A 15,611-nucleotide genomic window follows, 5' to 3' on the forward strand; every position below is an offset into this window, starting at 1 on the left:
CGCACCCCGTCGCGCTACCAGCAGAGAGGACGGCGGATGACAACCGAGCGGCGCCGGCGCGACTCCGCGCAGACCCGGCAGGACCTGCTCGACGTGGCGCGGAACCGGTTCGCGCGCCACGGCTACGCCGCCACCACGGTCCGCGACATCGCCGACGAGGCCCGGGTCAACGTCGCCCTCATCAACCGGTACTTCACCTCGAAGGAAGGCCTGTTCCGGGCGTGCCTGACCTTCGCCGCGTCCGACGTGAGCCGGGAGGAGACCGCGACCGGGCCGGCCGAGATCGCCGCCCGGCTCGCACACCGGCTGGGCAGTTCGCTGGACGACCGGCGGCAACTCGACGCGCTCCTGCTGCTGATCCGGACGTCGGGCGACGAACGCATCGACGACCTGCGGCGCTCGGTGCTGCGGTCGCTGAGCGAGAAGCTGGCCCCGGGCGGTTCCGGCGAGGCGTTGCTGCGGTCCCAGATCGTGCTGGCCGCGGCGGTCGGCATCAGCCTGATGAGGGCCGCGCTCGACCTGCAGCCGATCGCCTCGGCGACCGAGGACGATCTGCGCGAACCACTTACCGATCTGATCCAGTCGTTGTTGCGCTGACCGGAGCCGGCGGCCCGCGATAGCAGAAGCTTCAACCACGACTTCGTCACCGGCCCCACCGGCGGTTGGCGGCCGCATGGTTCGATGTGCGACGTCATGCGCGTCCCCATCATTGCCGTCGCCACCCTGGTCGCTCTCGCCGGCGTTGTTCTTCCGCTCCGGGAGACCGCGGCTGTTCCGCCACGAGCGGCCGAGAAGCCGGCCGCCATGTTCCTGCGGCACGGCGCGGGCGCGCCCGTCATGGTGGTCGCGCACCGCGGCTACTGGCGGGGCGCCCCGGAGAACTCGCTCGACGCGGTCACCAAGGCTGTCGCGCACGGGGCGCAGGTGGTCGAACTCGACATCCGGCGCACCAGGGACGGCGAGCTCGTGCTCATGCACGACGACAGCGTCGACCGGACGACCGACGGCAAGGGACGGGTCGCCGACCTCACGCTGGCCGAGGTGCAGACGCTGCGGCTGCGCGAAGGACTGGGCGGCAAGTACGCACCGATCACCGGCGTGCGCGTGCCGACCTTGCGGGACGCGATGCTGGCCCTGCGCGACAGCGGCGCCCTGGTCAACCTGGACCGCGGGTGGGCCTACCGCGACCAGATCTACGACCTGCTGGTCGAGCTGGGCCAGGTGGAGCAGGGCATCTTCAAGAGCGGCGCGCCGATCGACGAGGTGACCGCCTTCCTCGACCGGGATCCGCGGATCGTCTACAACCACGTGGTCGGCGACGCCAACGCCATGGACATCGGCGCCTTCCCGCCGGGGCGCCCGCCGCAGGCGTACGAGCTGGTCTTCGACCGCCTGACCGACCCCCAGATCCAGCCGGCGGCGGTGGCCCGGGCCAAGACCACGAGCCGGGTCTGGGTCAGCACCATGTGGTACGGGATGGCGGCCGGATACACCGACGAGGCGTCGCTGCGGGACCCGGCGCTCGGCTGGGGCTCGCTGGTCGACCGGCACGGCGCCGACATGATCCAGACCGACGACCCCGACGACCTGACCGCGTGGCTGACCGCCCGCGAGCTCGGCCAGCCGTGGCCGCGGCTGCCCGGCGGCACCGTGCGGGTGCAGGCCGAGGACTACTCCCCCGCCGGCCAGGGCACGGGCTATTACGACCTGGACGACATCAACCGCGGCGGCGCGGCCCGCCCGTTCGAGGGCGTGGACGTCGGCGACACCGCGGGCGCGATCGTCGTCGGCTGGATCCGGGCCGGCGAGTGGATCCGCTACGACATCACCGTGCCCCGTACCGGCAACTACCGCGTCTCGGCCCGGGTGGCGTCGCCCTACCGCCCCGCCGGCCGGTTCACCCTCACCTTCGACGGCAATCGCACCACGCCGCCGGTCGAGGTCGTCACGACCACGTCCCATTACGCCTTCACCTCCCAGGTCGTCGCCGACTCCTGGCCCCTGACCAAGGGCACGCACTCGGTCGTCTTCCGGGCCGACGCCGCCGTCTACCAGAACTTCAACCTCGACCATCTGGACTTCCTGCTGCTCCGCTGAGCTTCAGCCGGGCCAGACGCAGGCCGCGCTCGCATCCGGCCACCAGCCGCGCCGGGTCGACGGCCAGTTCGAGCAGAAGCCCGGCCGCGAAGACGTCACCGGCCCCCGTGGCATCGACGATCTCGCTCTCGGTCAGCGGTGTCTGCGCGATGAAGGTGCCGTTGACGTCGATGCCGTCCGGCTGCTTGACGACCAGGACGGCCTGGGCCGGCGGGTCGGTCAGCTCGCGCCGCTCACGCCGGTTGAGCAGCAGATAGTCACTCAACCGCAGCATGCCGTCGATCTCGTCCGTGCGATCGACGCACCACACATGACCGGGGTCGCACGAGATCAGGGTCTGCGGGCTGGTCGCTTTCACGGCCCTCAGCACGGCCAGCAAGCGGCCCGGCGTGCGCTCGTCGAGAAACGACGTGACGTGGATCAGCCGCGCCGAGCCCAGATAGGCGACCACCTCGTCGAAATGGGCATCCAGATGATCGGCAAGGGCGGTGTTGGCCCCGGCATGGGTCAACAGGGTGCGCTCCCCCTCGTGCATCACGGAGACGCACACGCCACCCATCCGATCGTCCGAGAACACAAAGCGACGATCCGTCCCGTACGCGTCGAGGGCCGCCACCGCCGACAACCCACCCGGAGGCACCCACCCCGCCACCCCCACATACCCGAGGCGCAGCCCGCTGCCGGCCCGAGCCATCGTGTGGATCGTGGTGAACGCCGACCCACCGAGCGCCACCTCGTAGTCGGTCGAGCCCAGCACGTCCGCGACAGTCCCCGCGCCAACGCTGTGCTCGACCCCCCGCTCCAGCGCGGGCGGCAACACCACCCGCGCCAGGTAGTCGAGGTTGAGCGCACCGACACCGACAACATCCGGACCAGTCATGTCCCTGATCCTGCATCTCGGTCCGCGGGGCCGGCGAGGCACATAATCACTGCATGGTCCGGATACGAGTGGCACTCGTCATCCTCGTGGTGCTGGCCCTGATCCTGGCCGCGATCTGGTTTCTGCAACGACGTTTGATCTATTTCCCCGACCCGGCCGACCCACCGCTGGTGACCGGGGCCGAGCGGGTCACGCTGTACACGAGCGACGGGCTGGAACTCGGTTCCTGGCTGTTCCGGCCCCCTTCCGGTGCGCCGGATCAGCGCATGTCGGTGCTGGTGGCACCCGGCAACGCGGGCAACCGGTCCGGACGCGCCCCGCTGGCCGCCGCGCTGGCCGCCGAAGGCTTCACCGTCCTGCTGATCGACTACCGCGGCTACGGCGGCAACCCCGGCCGCCCATCAGAACAAGGGCTGGCCCGCGACGCCGAAGCCGCATGGCAATTCCTTACCGCTGACTTCGGCGACAGGCTCATCTATTTCGGCGAAAGCCTGGGCGCGGCGGTCGTGACCGGCTTGGCTACGCGGCACCCGCCACAGATGCTCGTGTTGCGCTCACCATTCATCGACCTGGCCTCGGCGGGTCGTGAGCACTATCCGTTCCTCCCGGTCGACCTGATGCTCCGCGACAAGTTCCCGGTCGCCGCACCGATCAGCAAAATCACCGCACCCACGCTGGTCATCTATGGCACCGCCGACAGGGTCGTCCCGCCCCGGCAGAGCACGACGGTGGCCGACAACGCCGCCGGCCTCCTCCGCGTCATGTCCGTCGAAAACGCAGGTCACAACGACGACTACCGCAAACAGCTGGTCGAAGGACTCGCCGAGCGAGACTGGTCGTAAGCCTGGCAACACAGGCAGTGATGGCTCGGCGTACTCGCCGTCGGAGCTTCCGGCAGTTGGTCAGGCGAAGCTGGTTGTGGCGAGCGCAGCCGCGACAAGCAGGCCCAGGCCGTTGGTGGCCCAGTGCAGGGCGGCTGCGGCCAGCAGGCTGCCGCTTCGGCGGCGGAGCTCGCAGAGCAGCACACCAGCCAACGCCGTGAAGGCCACCGCCCCCAGCACGGCCAGGATGCGACCGGTGGCGCCCGAGCCGAAGACCGAGCCGACGGCGGCATTGGCGCTGTTGAGGCGCAGCGAGGGCAGGATGTGCCACAGGCCGAACAGGACCGAGGACGTGATGCTGGCCCAGACCGCACCCCGGTGACGGTTGACCAGGCCCAGCAGGACGCCGCGGAAGGCGATCTCTTCGAGCAGCACCGTGCCCAGCGGCACGATGATGAACGCGGTCATCAGGGCGGCGCCGGGGTGCAGATGGTAGCGGACGTCGTGGAACGCCGGCCTGGTCAAGGGCAGGGCCACGCCGATCCCGTAGACGACGGCGACGGCCAGGACGGCGCCCACCGCGTACTTGAGGCCGGGCACGAACGTGCGGCGTGAGAGCCCGAGATCGTGCCAGCTCAGACCGGCCCGGCGGGCCAGGAGGACGAGCAGCACGGCGACGACCGGACCGGCCACCAGACCGGTGTGGTGCGGGCCGAACTTGTCGGCGACGTTCACCGCGGCGAGGATCAGGACGACGGCGCCGAGGAGGAGGAACAACCTGCGGCGGGACTGAGGTTTGACGGCAACTGAAGACATGACCGGCCGAAGCGTACCCGCGAACGCGGAACTCACACGCCGGCCGGGAACTCTTGGAGACCGAGCACACGCAGCAGCTCGAACCGCTCTCTGGTGTCGTCGTCGGCCGGGGTGAGCACCAGCAGCATCTGGCCCAGGTCGGGCGTGACCAGGGTTTCACAATCCATGAGCAGCGGCCCGACCCGCGAGTTCACGAAGGTCTTGCGGTCGAAGCGCCGGACCGCCACCTCGTGCTCGGCCCAGAGCCGGCGGAAGTCGTCACTCTCCGCGGACAGCCGCGCGATCAGGTCGGCCAGCGCCGGGTCGTCGTGCCGGCGCCCGGCCACCGCCCGCAGGTCGGCCACGATCACCCGGGAGTGACGGTCTTCGTCCTCCGAAGGGTGGACGGCGCGGGCCGACGGGTCGGTGAACCACCGGTAGGCGTGGTAGCGCCGGTGGCCGGTGAGGCCGACCTGGTTGCCCGAGAGCAGCAGGGCGCCCCGGTTCTGAGCGAGCGTCTCCCCGAGATCCGACAGCACGACCGCGGGGGTGTCGCCGAGAAGGTCGAGCATGCGCAGCAAACCGGCGCGGGCCAGCCGGGCCGGGCCCTCGGCCGGGGGCGGCTGATGGCCGGCGAGGTGGAACAGGTGGTCGCGCTCGTCGTCGGACAGCCGCAGCGCCCGCGCCAGCGACGCCAGCAGCTGGGTGGACGGCTGGCTGCTGCGGCCCTGTTCCAGCCGGACGACGTAGTCGACCGACATGCCGGCCAGCATCGCCACCTCTTCGCGCCGCAGCCCCGCCGTGCGGCGCGGGCGACCGTCGCCCAGACCGACCTCGGCCGGGCGGATCGCCTGGCGCCGGCGACGCAGGAAGTCGGCCAGCTCATCCCTTTGCATGCGTCCATGCTGCCTCGATCGGCAGTCATGTAGCCAGGGAGCGCCGATCCCACGATGAACGCTCCGCTGCCGCCCGGCTCGCATCGGGGGCATGGTCGGTGAGAACAACGACGAAGGAGCACACGATGCAGACAGTCACTCTCGGCAAGACCGGTCCGACCGTGAGCAAGCTCGGCCTCGGCGCGATGGGCATGTCCCACGGCGTCTACGGCCCGGCCGACCGGTCCGAGAGCATCGCCACCGTGCACGCCGCCCTCGACGCCGGCGTCACGCTGATCGACACGGGCGACTTCTACGGCATGGGCCACAACGAGCTGCTGCTGGCCGAGGCCCTGCGCGGCCGTCCCCGCGACAGCTACGTGCTGAGCGTCAAGTTCGGCGGCCTGCGCGGCCCCGACATGTCCTGGAACGGTCAGGACGGTCGCCCCGAGGCGGTCAAGAACTTTCTGGCCTACACGCTGACCAGGCTCGGCACCGACCACATCGACATCTACCGCCCCGCCCGTCTCGACCCCGCGGTGCCGATCGAAGAGACCGTCGGGGCGATCAAAGAGATGATCGAAGCCGGCTTCGTGCGTCACGTCGGCCTGTCCGAGGTCGGCCCCGACACGATCCGCCGGGCCGCCGCGGTCCACCCGATCGCCGACCTGCAGATCGAATACTCGCTGATCTCCCGGGCGATCGAGGCCGACGTCCTGCCCACTCTGCGCGAGCTGGGCATCGGCCTCACGGCGTACGGCGTGCTGAGCCGCGGCCTGATCTCCGGCCACTGGAACGCCGACCGCGGCGGCGACCCGGGCGACTTCCGCGGCCACACCCCGCGCTTCTCCGGCGACAACCTCGACCACAACCTGTCCCTGGTCGAGGCCCTGCGCCGCGTCGCCACCACCAAGGGCTGCACGGTGGCCCAACTGGCCATCGCCTGGGTGGCCGCCCGGGGCGACGACATCGTCCCGCTGATCGGCGCCCGCACCCGCGACCGCCTGTCCGAGGCCCTGCCCGCCCTCGACGTCGACCTGACCGCCGACGACCTGGCCGAGATCGAAAAGGCCGTCCCGGCCGGCGCCGCCAAGGGCGACCGCTACCCCACCGCGATGATGAACACCCTCGGCGCCGGCAACTAACTTGTCCGACGGGGCGCCCACTCATCGCGGCTGTTACTCGAACCTAGACTTCATACAACAACCCAGATGAGGGGTACTCCGGCTGCTTTCAGGAACGGCGATGAGCGCGCGCTACCACCTCGTCCTCTCGTAACGGACCACCGTCATGGCTCAAACACAGCGGTGCTTGGATCTTTGTAAACGAAGTGCCTTCACCAGCTCCATAAAACATGCCTACGCTCAGGCTGCTGAGATCCTCCAGCGAGGTGTTCCGCAATTCAGCTGTGTGCTGGGCTGCGGCGATCTGGGCGGGTGCAGTCAGCCGCCCGAAGAATTGGTTGGCCGTGTTGCCAAAAACCTGGTTGTGGATTCCTTTAGGCGCTTGCGACGCGAGGACGACGCCGAGTCCGTATTTGCGAACCTGACGAATAATTTCGATCGTGCTGTTCGTACTCGTGTTTGCCCCGACTGCCGGAACAAAATTCTGAGCCTCGTCCATGACCAGCAGACCGCCGAGCCTACCGACGCCCGCCGGATGCGCCTTGAACCACGAGAAAAGCGTTGCCTGGAGGCGGGCGACGAAGCGGGTCCCCTCCTCCTTTGAGAGCCCGACGAAGTTGATGACCGAAATTCTGGAGGACATGCCCTCGGCTGGGGTCAGCAGCATGCCGGGATCAGCGGCGGGGATCGACTCGTCGAACAGGCGGTCGGTCTCCGCCACTGCCTCCAGGGTGTCCGCGATCTGCATGGCGATGCGCCTCGTGCGGCTGTTGAACAGGCCGTCTGGCGGCTCATTGAGATAATCGACAAAGCCGGTCAGTGTGCGCTCGCCGCTCCTGACGTAGGTGGCGAGCGCACGCTGCAGAACACCCTGCTGCTGCAACGCCCGAGAGCCGTTCCCTCGGATTCCAGCCTGGGGCCCGAGACTGGCCACGGTAGATGCGATGAGGCGTTGGAAGTCGTCCTCATCCGTTAGGACCGGTCCGAAATCGGGTAGGGGATGGAAGGAGAGCGGGCGGCCCCGCTTGAGGCCCGGGGTCCATACCAGCACCTCGGTTTTCCCGAAGTAGCGCTCCGCTTGCTCCTCCTGCTCCGGCGTCCACCCGTCCGGCGGCTGAGGCCAACGGTCTCCCAGCCGGGCCAGATCGTCATTTGGATCAAGGACGATGGCCGACACACCACGGAGAGCGCATTGCTCGATGAGCCGCTTCACCAGAACGGTCTTGCCGGAACCCGCAGCGCCTACCACTACCGTGTGTTTGGTGAGCTGGCTGGTTGCCACAAGGAATGGAGCACCCCCTCGGGCTTTCACGCCGACTATGATGTCCGCCGGCGCCGTTGCCTCGACTGATTCCTGGTCAGTTGGTCCGTTGAGGTACTGCCGCAGATCGTCAGCAACGACAGCAAACAGCTCGGTCCGGCTGGACGGTTTCGCGGTGCGCAACCAGGCTTCCAGCCCCGGTGGTCGCTGGTTGAGCATTGTTCGCAAGGCGGCCAGCGTGCGCAGGTCGCCCCCGCTGATCGGGACCGGCAACCCGCCGCGAGCGACGAAATCCTCCCGAATCTCAGTCATCCTCTGACCGCTCGGATAGCCCGTATTACGGAGTAAGGTCAGGCGGCGGGTCGGAAGGCCTTTGGCCAACCCTGCTTCGGCAACCGCGTCACGAATCCGGTTCTGCGCCGCGATCGGGTTTTCACTTGCGATCCCGCGGAACGACCAATGCGCCTCTCTGTCGGTCCGCTCGGTGATTTGATAACGCAGCCGGGCGTGCAGAGCGTGCTTTCCACCGAAGTCCGCGTCGATTGTGAACTTGGCTTGGTCCACCTCTAGTTCATGTATGAGGCTCAGCAGCCCGGCTTCGAGTAGCGCGGGCATCACGCTGTCCTCGGTCGCTTTGTCGAGCGGTGTCGTAGCGTCTGCTTCGTCCCGTAGCTTGTCGAACAGGTCGTTGAGAACTTCACTGTCGACCGTGGCCACTGGACGCGTCAGCGCCGGCGATGCAACCCTGTCCTCCAGGGATTCCAGTTCGGTGACCACACCGCTTTGGACGCATGTGGCGATATGTTCGGCCACACGAACGAGCAGCCGTCGTGCGGTATATCGAGACGGCACTTCAGCGAAAGCCCTATCGGCGATCGGCCACGTGGCATACGGCGGCTCGAACTGCACAGACTCATAAGCCAATCGAAGCCGTCGGCTGACAATCGCGGTGGCGGTCACCTTGTCGGGAATCTCCCCCAGAGCCGGCAGCACCTCGAAGCGATCCAGAGCGCTTCTCACCACTGCTGCCCGTGAGATCTTCTGCCAGGAATCCTCCTGACACGCGACGATCATCAGCGTGCGACGAGTTTCCTCTCGCAGATCCATGAGTCCGGACGCGATGTCTCCGCTCATACGCTGCGCGATGCGGCTCTCCCGATTGGCCGGGCTCGCAAGCGAGGTATCTGAGGCGCGTACAAGGTCGTCAAGCTGGTCGAACGCGAACACCAGCGGTCCGGCGAGAGCGAAGAGGCGCGTCAAGTCACGCAGGAGAAGCTGGGCCGGTCGCCGTCGACCTGAAAGGCCCCATTCAGCCCGAGTCTCGACAGCGCCGGGGTCGTCGGCCAGATATGCCTTGCCGTGTTCAACGGCATCGCCGTAGGACGCCAGTAGTGCAAGTGCACGAGCCGTGTCGGCGGCTTCGTTGCCGACCTGCCGGTCCAGGCGCCGGATTCCGTCGACGAACGCATCGACAGCAGCACGCGTCAGCGTCAGTTCACCCAGAATGGCAGCGCGATGCTGAACATCGATACCGGCGTCCCTTGTCAGCACGCCGAGAAGGTAAAGAAGCTGGTCCTGACCGCCGTCCTCCTTCCGGTATAAGCTGTCGATCAAGCTTCCGGTAGCACTGGTCCAGAAATCCTGACCGGCCACCAACTTCATGTAGAAAAAGAAGCCTCCCTGCCGCTGGATCTCTTGCCGGGCCCAGCCCAAGAGGTGGGTCTTGCCGGACCCGCGGTCGCCCTGCAGTACAGAGATCGTCGGAGTGTTCCTTTGGGCCAGCAAGGTAATCGACCGGGACAAACGCCTGGACACCGTCGAATGGAGACTTCCCACGTGGTGCGGTTCCAACGATGCCCACACCTCCTCCGAGGTGAGGACCGGGCTGAGGTTCACCGCGTCGAGGGCTGCGAGCTCCCGGCTCACACCGACGCCTCGATCTTGAGCAGGTGCCTGTCCTCTCCTCCGATCCTCAGCGATGCCTCCCGGTCAGCATCGGTGAGGGCAGACTGGTTGAGCTCACTCTTCAAATGGAATCCGGGGAGCTCGATCATCCGGTCGAGCGCGGCATCCACCATGTCGCGTGACGTGGTGCCAAGCCTCGGCCGCAGCGACGACAGCTTCACCCACGATCCGGGACGCCGAGACGTGAGGTCGGCGTACGCTGCGTAGATCCACGTCTCGAGGTCGGGCTGAAAGAATTCCTTGAACTTCGTGCCGGACCGCGCCAAATGCTGCCCGACTCTTTCCAGAACCGCGTAGAGGACACCAGAAGGGAACTTCGCATCATCCGGTGGTCCATCGAGTAAGGCCGACTCACACCAAGCTAATCCTCGGGCCGACAGCGAGTAGGTGTGTATTCCGCGCTCGCTGACCTTAATGATGGGCTCATCCTCGGAAGGGCTCGAACGGAGAATCTTACTGTCGGCGCAGCGCCGGACGTCTGCCGTGATTTCCAAGCCGGCAAGCTCCCGGAGCTCCCTGTTCGTTATTGGGCGAGCCACCACCATCAGTGCAAACATCGAAGCTTGCCACCGGGTTGTCGACACATTGGTCACGGCAATCCTCCTGGGTTTTACGTCAGCTCAGAGCCCGGCGAGTTGGCCGGGCACCAGTTCCACTCGACCGGCGGGGCTGGTCAGCTCACCGGAGACAGTGATCTCGCGATGCTCGCGATGTGCCGTGATGGCTCGGTCGTACGATGCTTGGTCAGCAAGACGAACCCAGACCGCACGTCGTGCGCTCTCCACTCGGTCGGTCCGAAGCCAGCCACGTACCTTGATCCGCCACCGGTCCGCACCGACGACATCGTCGTGCAAGCTCTCGACGATCCCGGTCACCGTCGCCGCACCTGAAGCGACCAACTTCCGCAGCCGACTTCCAGCCGCCTGTAGTAACGGACCAGATCCAGCCGGAAACGGCAGGACATGGCTCGACGCCCCGTCCAGCGGCATGGCACGAGCCCAGCGGAATGTGATTTCGAAGGCGTCCCTGCGCTCGGTTCCGCACAGATCGCCGAGCGCCTGGCACAGATTCGCGGAAACACCCTCAGTCACCGCGTCGTCGAAGGCGGCCGGAGTTCCGGTCATCACGGCGGATTGAGCCGCCGCTGCTGACTCCAGCATCTGGGTGAGAACGGCTCGGCCGGTCAACTCCTCGTCGACGGCTGTCCGCGCCACGGCGCCGATGGCCAAGCGCATCTCCACGATATAGCTGCCCGCACGGGTTGGCCCTAATTCCGCCGCCCGCAGTATCCCGCGCAGCCCCGGCGCGGCTCTTCCTACGAACGCGTAGTGCGGTCCTTCGGCGATCGTCCGGGTGGCGACGTCCAGTAGGTTGCGAATGGCGTTGATAGTCTGGACGCCGCCGAGCAACGAGGCATAGCCAGGATCGTGACCGGAAGCGAATGCCTTGAAGTACTGCCTGTCCAGCTTCGGTAACGCGATCTCGGAAGCGATGTCCGTCGCAGGCCGGTCCTCGAGATCAGCCAGGCAGCGGAGAATTTCCCGGATTCGCCGCGCGGAATCACCCATGATGTCGCTGGCCGGGACCAGAACTTCGAAGTTGTCCGGGTGGTGCCACATCGTCGCTCGCTCGCCGCCGGGACCGTTCCTGAGCGCGGGTTGCCAGCCTGTGTTGGTCAAATAGTCGACGATATCGGCCACCTTTAGAACATCCATCGTGGCGGTCACCGGTCCAGCTCCGTCTCCGTGAGCCGGCGGAGGGTAGCTGCCGTCAAGACGTTGGCGATCGGAACCCGCACCGCGCGTTTGCGGGAACGGTCGGGCGCAGCGATCGGTTGCTCGGTCTCAAGTGACAGGTAGTAGCCGAGATGCCGGAGCAGAACACCGTCAGTAAGCGACGAAGCGTACAGGTGACTTTCGGCCGGCACTGTGATCAGGAAGAGGTAACGACGTATGGAGAAGTTCGGCCCGGCTAGCCTGTTGAACTGCCACTCGTCAAGGCCCCGATAGTTCAGATAGCCCGCGGATACCGACGGCGTCGACCAGGTTTTTACCTGCGCCTCGATGGTGGGCGAGTATGTCCGAGCACGACCTGCGACGGACTTCAACCCGAGATCGACGCCGTCGGCATCGATGTCTTCTTTGGTGACAACAAGCCCGGCTGCCGAGGCCAAGACGCGTACGTAGTCTTCACCGAACTTGCCCTGGTGCTGTCTCGCGTCGAGCATCAAACTTCCCTCCGCGAGCCTTGCTCACCGTAGCGGGAAGCTTACTGCCGGCTATGCGTCAAAGTCAGACCCTGGCTTGTCGGCATTGAGATTGCGCCTGCGATCCGCATTCTGCTAGTGCGTTGTCCATGAACGTTTGCTGGGTTGGTGACACGCCGGGCGGCGTTCGTCGTGGCCAGAGATGTTGGGCTCACTCTCGACGGTGATGTTCGCTGTCGAGAGTGAGGTGGGCCGGTGGCCGAGCCGGTACGGGCACGGCGGTTGACTCAGGACGAGGGCCGCAGGCTGCAGCAACTGGTGCGCCGTGGGAAGCATGATTCGGTCCGTGTCCGCCGGGCGTTGATCATCATGGCGTCGGCGTCCGGGACGCCGGTGCCCTCGATCGCCAGGCTGGTTGCGGCGCATGAAGACACGGTGCGCGACGTGATCCACCTGTTCAACGAGATCGGTCTTCGCGCGTTGGACCCTCAGTGGGCGGGAGGCCGTCCCCGCCGGATCAATGACGACGATGAAGCGTTCATCGTCGCGACGGCCACCACGCGCCCGAGCAAACTCGGTCGCCCGTTCACCCGCTGGAGCCTGCGCAAACTCGCCGACTACCTGGCCACCAACCCGGTGCGCCAGGTGACCGTCGGACGGGAACGGCTGCCGGCAGCTGCTGCGCGACAACGACGTCAGCTGGCAGCGCACCCGGACCTGGAAAGAATCCAAGGACCCCGACTTCGACGCCAAGCTGGACCGCATCGAAGAGGTGACAACCCGGTTCCCGCAGCGGTGTTTCGCGTTCGACCAGTTCGGGCCGCTGTCGATCCGCCCGCACCACGGTGGCGGCTGGGCGCCGCGAACGCATCCCGACCGGTTGCCGGCGACCTACAAACGCACCCATGGGATCCGCTACTTCCACGGCTGCTACAGCTTCGCCGACGACCAGCTCTGGGGTGTGATGCGCTGCCGCAAAGGCGGCGACCACACCCTGTCCGCGCTCAAATCCATCCGCAAGGCCCGGCCGGACGGCGCCCCGATCTACGTCATCCTCGACAACCTGTCAGCGAACAAGACGCCGACGATCCGGGCCTGGGCGGCCCGGGCTGAGCAGGCGGCGCGACACGGTTCGGCACTCGGGTGGCAGGTCTCGGGGCTGGATGGCGCCGCTTCGGCAGTGTTGGACGATGTTGCGCAGCACCTGCCACAACTGTTCGATGTTGCCGGGCCAGCTCGATCTGCTCAGCATCTGCAGGGCCGGTGGGGAGCACTCCAGGCGGCCGTCCGGCACCAGTTTGGCGAGGAAGAACGGGACCAGCGCCTGCACGTCCTCGGGGTGGTAGCGCAGCGGCGGCAGTTCGACCGTGCTGGCGAAGAAGCGCAGCAGACCCGCGAGCTCCCCACTGTCGTGGCGCGGGCTGAGGGTGAGCGCGACCCACGGCGCGGCCGAAGCGGTGCGGGCCTGTTCGAGCAGGCGGCACAGGGTTTCCAGCAGGGCCCCGGCCGCGCGGTCGGCGTGCTGGATGAGCAGGGCGCCGCCGGATCCCTGCAGCTCGCGACGCACGTCGTCGAGCCAGGCGCGGCCGGGGGTGGCCGCGTCGGCCACGGCGAAGTGCGCGCCGGGGTGGTCGTGCTGGTGGATGGCGCGCAGCACGGCCAGTTTCCCCACGCCGGCCTCGCCTTCGAGCACGAGCCACTCGCCGGATGCGTACGCCGCCTTCGCCTGCAGGCAGCCGCGTAGCCACAGGCCGCCCGAGCCGGCCAGGCCGGGCAGGAAGGCGCGCGGCTCATGGACCCGGCGCCCGAGACGTACAACCCGTGGACCGTCGTCAATGTGGTCTTCCACCACTTGGCTGCTCAGGGCCTGCATCCCGTGCTGGGCGGCGCCGACCCAGGTGGCCCGGCGGCTGACCTGCTGCGCGCGTTCGGCATCGAACCGGCGGCCGAGGGCGACCGCCAGGTCGGGGAAAGAGTCAAAAAGCACCTGGCCGACATCCGCGCCGCGGTTTTCGAAGAACGCCCTGACTCAATGTGAGACCGCCGCTCACCGGCAGTTGAGTTCTGATGCGTCGGGTAGGACGCAGACAAGGATGAGGAGTGACTCATGAGTCGGCAGAGTGTGGCCAAGGCTCATCAGAAGATCCAGGAGCTGTCCTGGGAACCGCAGTACCACCAGCCGGTCTCGCACTACGGAACCGACTACACGTTCCGCAAGGCGCAGAAGAAGGACCCGCTCAAGCAGGTGCTGCGCTCGTACTTCCCGATGCAGGAGGAGAAGGACCACCGGGTCTACGGCGCGTCGGACGGCGCCATCCGCGGCAACATGTTCCGCCAGGTGCAGGAACGCTGGCTGGAATGGCAGAAGCTGTTCCTGTCGATCATCCCGTTGCCGGAGATCGCTGGTCGCCGAGGAGCAGACGCCGTGGGGTGGCAGCCCCGCCCTGACGAGCGAGATCGGCGAGCTGGACGAGGGTCTGCCCCAGGATCACCGCCACCTTGCCGGTCAGGGCGCCGATCCGCGACCTGCCGAGCTGTGCCGCGAGCACTTCCCCAAGCCGGTGTCGCGCGGGCTGTGGGTGCAGGCCGAGATCATCGCGATGGCGACCGACCTGGCCGAGTTCCTGGGCGCTGCGGTCGGCCTCTACCTGCTCTTCGGCGTGCCGCTGTTCCCGGCCGGGCTGATCACGGCGGTCGTCGCGTTCGGCATCCTGGCCCTGGAACAGCGCGGCTACCGCCGCTTCGAGCTGGCCATCGCGGGCCTGCTCGGCATTGTCTTCCTCGGTTTCCTGTACGACCTGATCGTCGTCGGCGCCGACCCCGGTGGACTCGCGGCCGGGCTCGTCCCCCGGCTGGCCGGCGGCGACAGCCTGCTGCTGGTGTGCGGCATCATCGGGGCCACGGTCATGCCCCACGTCGTCTATCTGCACTCGGCGCTGACCAAGTCCCGGGTCGCCTGCCGCGACGACGGCGAGAAACGCGAACTGCTGCGCTTCCAGCGGATCGACGTGCTGATCGGGCTGGGCGCGGCCGGTCTGATCAACCTGTCGATGCTGGTCATCGCGGCCTCGCTGTTCCACGGCACCGCGTTCGCGACCGGCGACGCGATCCAGTCGGCCCACGACGGGCTGGGCCGGCTGGTCGGTGGCGGCGCGGCCCTGGCCTTCGCGGTGGCGTTGCTGGCCTCCGGCCTGTCGTCGTCCAGCGTCGGGACGTACGCCGGTCAGATCGTGATGCAGGGTTTCATCCGCCGCCGCATCCCGCTGTTCGTGCGCCGCGCGGTGACCATGACGCCCGCCCTGGTCGTGCTCGCGCTCGGCCTGCCGCTGACCGACAGCCTGGTGATCTCGCAGGTGGTGCTCTCGTTCGGGATCCCGTTCGCCCTGGTGCCGTTGCTGATGCTCACCCGTCGCCGGGACATCATGGGCACCTTCGTCAACAAGCCCCTCACCAACGCCGTGGCTGCCGCCATCGCCACGCTCATCATCGGCCTCAACGCTTTCCTGCTCTACGACACTTTTCTGGCCTGAGTGGCGCTCTGCTACCGGTTAGCAACCGGAAGTGGGTCAACCGGGAACCGGGGCGTC

Annotated in this window: 14 protein-coding genes and 2 pseudogenes; 8 read left to right on the plus strand and 8 right to left on the minus strand. The window is 67.4% G+C overall.

Going from position 1 to position 15,611, the window contains the following annotated elements; genetic code table 11:
- Positions 1–36: 36 nt before the first annotated feature.
- Both M1L60_RS41445 and M1L60_RS41450 read left to right on the plus strand, forming a co-directional pair.
- Entirely contained in the window at positions 37–597 is a 561-nt protein-coding gene (locus tag M1L60_RS41445; RefSeq protein WP_253243078.1) for a TetR/AcrR family transcriptional regulator, read from the plus strand.
- 96 nt (positions 598–693) lie between these two features.
- Complete coding sequence (locus tag M1L60_RS41450; RefSeq protein ID WP_253243079.1) at positions 694–2,097, plus strand: glycerophosphodiester phosphodiesterase family protein; 1,404 nt, start codon at positions 694–696, stop codon at positions 2,095–2,097.
- On the opposite strand, the gene M1L60_RS41455 is transcribed toward M1L60_RS41450, so the two are convergent.
- Complete coding sequence (locus M1L60_RS41455; protein WP_253243080.1) at positions 2,060–2,977, minus strand: carbohydrate kinase family protein; 918 nt, start codon at positions 2,975–2,977, stop codon at positions 2,060–2,062. The two genes, M1L60_RS41450 and M1L60_RS41455, sit on opposite strands and share 38 nt — an antisense overlap.
- A gap of 86 nt (positions 2,978–3,063) precedes the next feature.
- Here M1L60_RS41455 and M1L60_RS41460 point away from each other — a divergent pair, with 86 nt between their 5' ends.
- Entirely contained in the window at positions 3,064–3,819 is a 756-nt protein-coding gene (locus tag M1L60_RS41460) for an alpha/beta hydrolase (protein WP_253243081.1), read from the plus strand.
- 60 nt (positions 3,820–3,879) lie between these two features.
- On the opposite strand, the gene M1L60_RS41465 is transcribed toward M1L60_RS41460, so the two are convergent.
- Both M1L60_RS41465 and M1L60_RS41470 read right to left on the minus strand, forming a co-directional pair.
- Positions 3,880–4,614 carry a CPBP family intramembrane glutamic endopeptidase gene (locus M1L60_RS41465; protein WP_253243082.1) on the minus strand — a complete coding sequence of 245 codons (735 nt, stop codon included), beginning with the start codon at positions 4,612–4,614 and terminating at the stop codon, positions 3,880–3,882.
- Positions 4,615–4,646: 32 nt separating this feature from the next.
- Positions 4,647–5,489: a helix-turn-helix transcriptional regulator gene (locus tag M1L60_RS41470; protein WP_253243083.1), complete on the minus strand. Its 843-nt coding sequence runs from the start codon at positions 5,487–5,489 to the stop codon at positions 4,647–4,649.
- A 125-nt stretch (positions 5,490–5,614) separates the two neighbouring features.
- Here M1L60_RS41470 and M1L60_RS41475 point away from each other — a divergent pair, with 125 nt between their 5' ends.
- Complete coding sequence (locus tag M1L60_RS41475; RefSeq protein WP_253243084.1) at positions 5,615–6,613, plus strand: aldo/keto reductase; 999 nt, start codon at positions 5,615–5,617, stop codon at positions 6,611–6,613.
- 88 nt (positions 6,614–6,701) lie between these two features.
- On the opposite strand, the gene M1L60_RS48115 is transcribed toward M1L60_RS41475, so the two are convergent.
- Genes M1L60_RS48115 through M1L60_RS41495 form a run of 4 tightly spaced genes read right to left on the minus strand, consistent with a single transcriptional unit; the run spans position 6,702 to position 12,045 of the window.
- Positions 6,702–9,779, minus strand: coding sequence for an ATP-binding protein (locus M1L60_RS48115; protein ID WP_253243085.1), 3,078 nt, complete (start codon positions 9,777–9,779; stop codon positions 6,702–6,704).
- Positions 9,776–10,411, minus strand: coding sequence for a hypothetical protein (locus tag M1L60_RS41485; protein WP_253243086.1), 636 nt, complete (start codon positions 10,409–10,411; stop codon positions 9,776–9,778). Before M1L60_RS41485 ends, M1L60_RS48115 begins: the two co-directional genes overlap by 4 nt.
- Before the next feature lie 27 nt (positions 10,412–10,438).
- Positions 10,439–11,545, minus strand: coding sequence for a hypothetical protein (locus tag M1L60_RS41490; RefSeq protein ID WP_253243087.1), 1,107 nt, complete (start codon positions 11,543–11,545; stop codon positions 10,439–10,441).
- Positions 11,542–12,045, minus strand: coding sequence for a DUF4365 domain-containing protein (locus tag M1L60_RS41495; protein WP_253243088.1), 504 nt, complete (start codon positions 12,043–12,045; stop codon positions 11,542–11,544). Before M1L60_RS41495 ends, M1L60_RS41490 begins: the two co-directional genes overlap by 4 nt.
- A gap of 234 nt (positions 12,046–12,279) precedes the next feature.
- Here M1L60_RS41495 and M1L60_RS41500 point away from each other — a divergent pair.
- A pseudogene (locus M1L60_RS41500) lies at positions 12,280–13,132 on the plus strand (IS630 family transposase); the annotation flags it as partial.
- On the opposite strand, the gene M1L60_RS41505 reads toward M1L60_RS41500, so the two are convergent.
- Complete coding sequence (locus M1L60_RS41505) at positions 13,091–13,897, minus strand: AAA-type ATPase lid domain-containing protein (RefSeq protein WP_498370531.1); 807 nt, start codon at positions 13,895–13,897, stop codon at positions 13,091–13,093. The pseudogene M1L60_RS41500 and the gene M1L60_RS41505 overlap by 42 nt on opposite strands.
- Here M1L60_RS41505 and M1L60_RS48645 point away from each other — a divergent pair.
- The 3 genes and pseudogenes from M1L60_RS48645 (at position 13,817) to M1L60_RS41515 (ending at position 15,554) form a co-directional block, all read left to right on the plus strand.
- Positions 13,817–14,062 (plus strand): hypothetical protein, encoded by a 246-nt coding sequence (locus M1L60_RS48645; protein WP_498370530.1) that lies wholly within the window; start codon positions 13,817–13,819, stop codon positions 14,060–14,062. The genes M1L60_RS41505 and M1L60_RS48645 overlap by 81 nt on opposite strands.
- A gap of 69 nt (positions 14,063–14,131) precedes the next feature.
- Positions 14,132–14,371, plus strand: a pseudogene (locus M1L60_RS41510) (hypothetical protein); the annotation flags it as partial.
- A gap of 187 nt (positions 14,372–14,558) precedes the next feature.
- Positions 14,559–15,554 carry an Nramp family divalent metal transporter gene (locus tag M1L60_RS41515; RefSeq protein ID WP_256518370.1) on the plus strand — a complete coding sequence of 332 codons (996 nt, stop codon included), beginning with the start codon at positions 14,559–14,561 and terminating at the stop codon, positions 15,552–15,554.
- Positions 15,555–15,611: the final 57 nt, after the last annotated feature.

It is taken from the genome of Paractinoplanes aksuensis (genome assembly GCF_024137025.1).
Lineage (GTDB): Bacteria > Actinomycetota > Actinomycetes > Mycobacteriales > Micromonosporaceae > Actinoplanes > Actinoplanes aksuensis.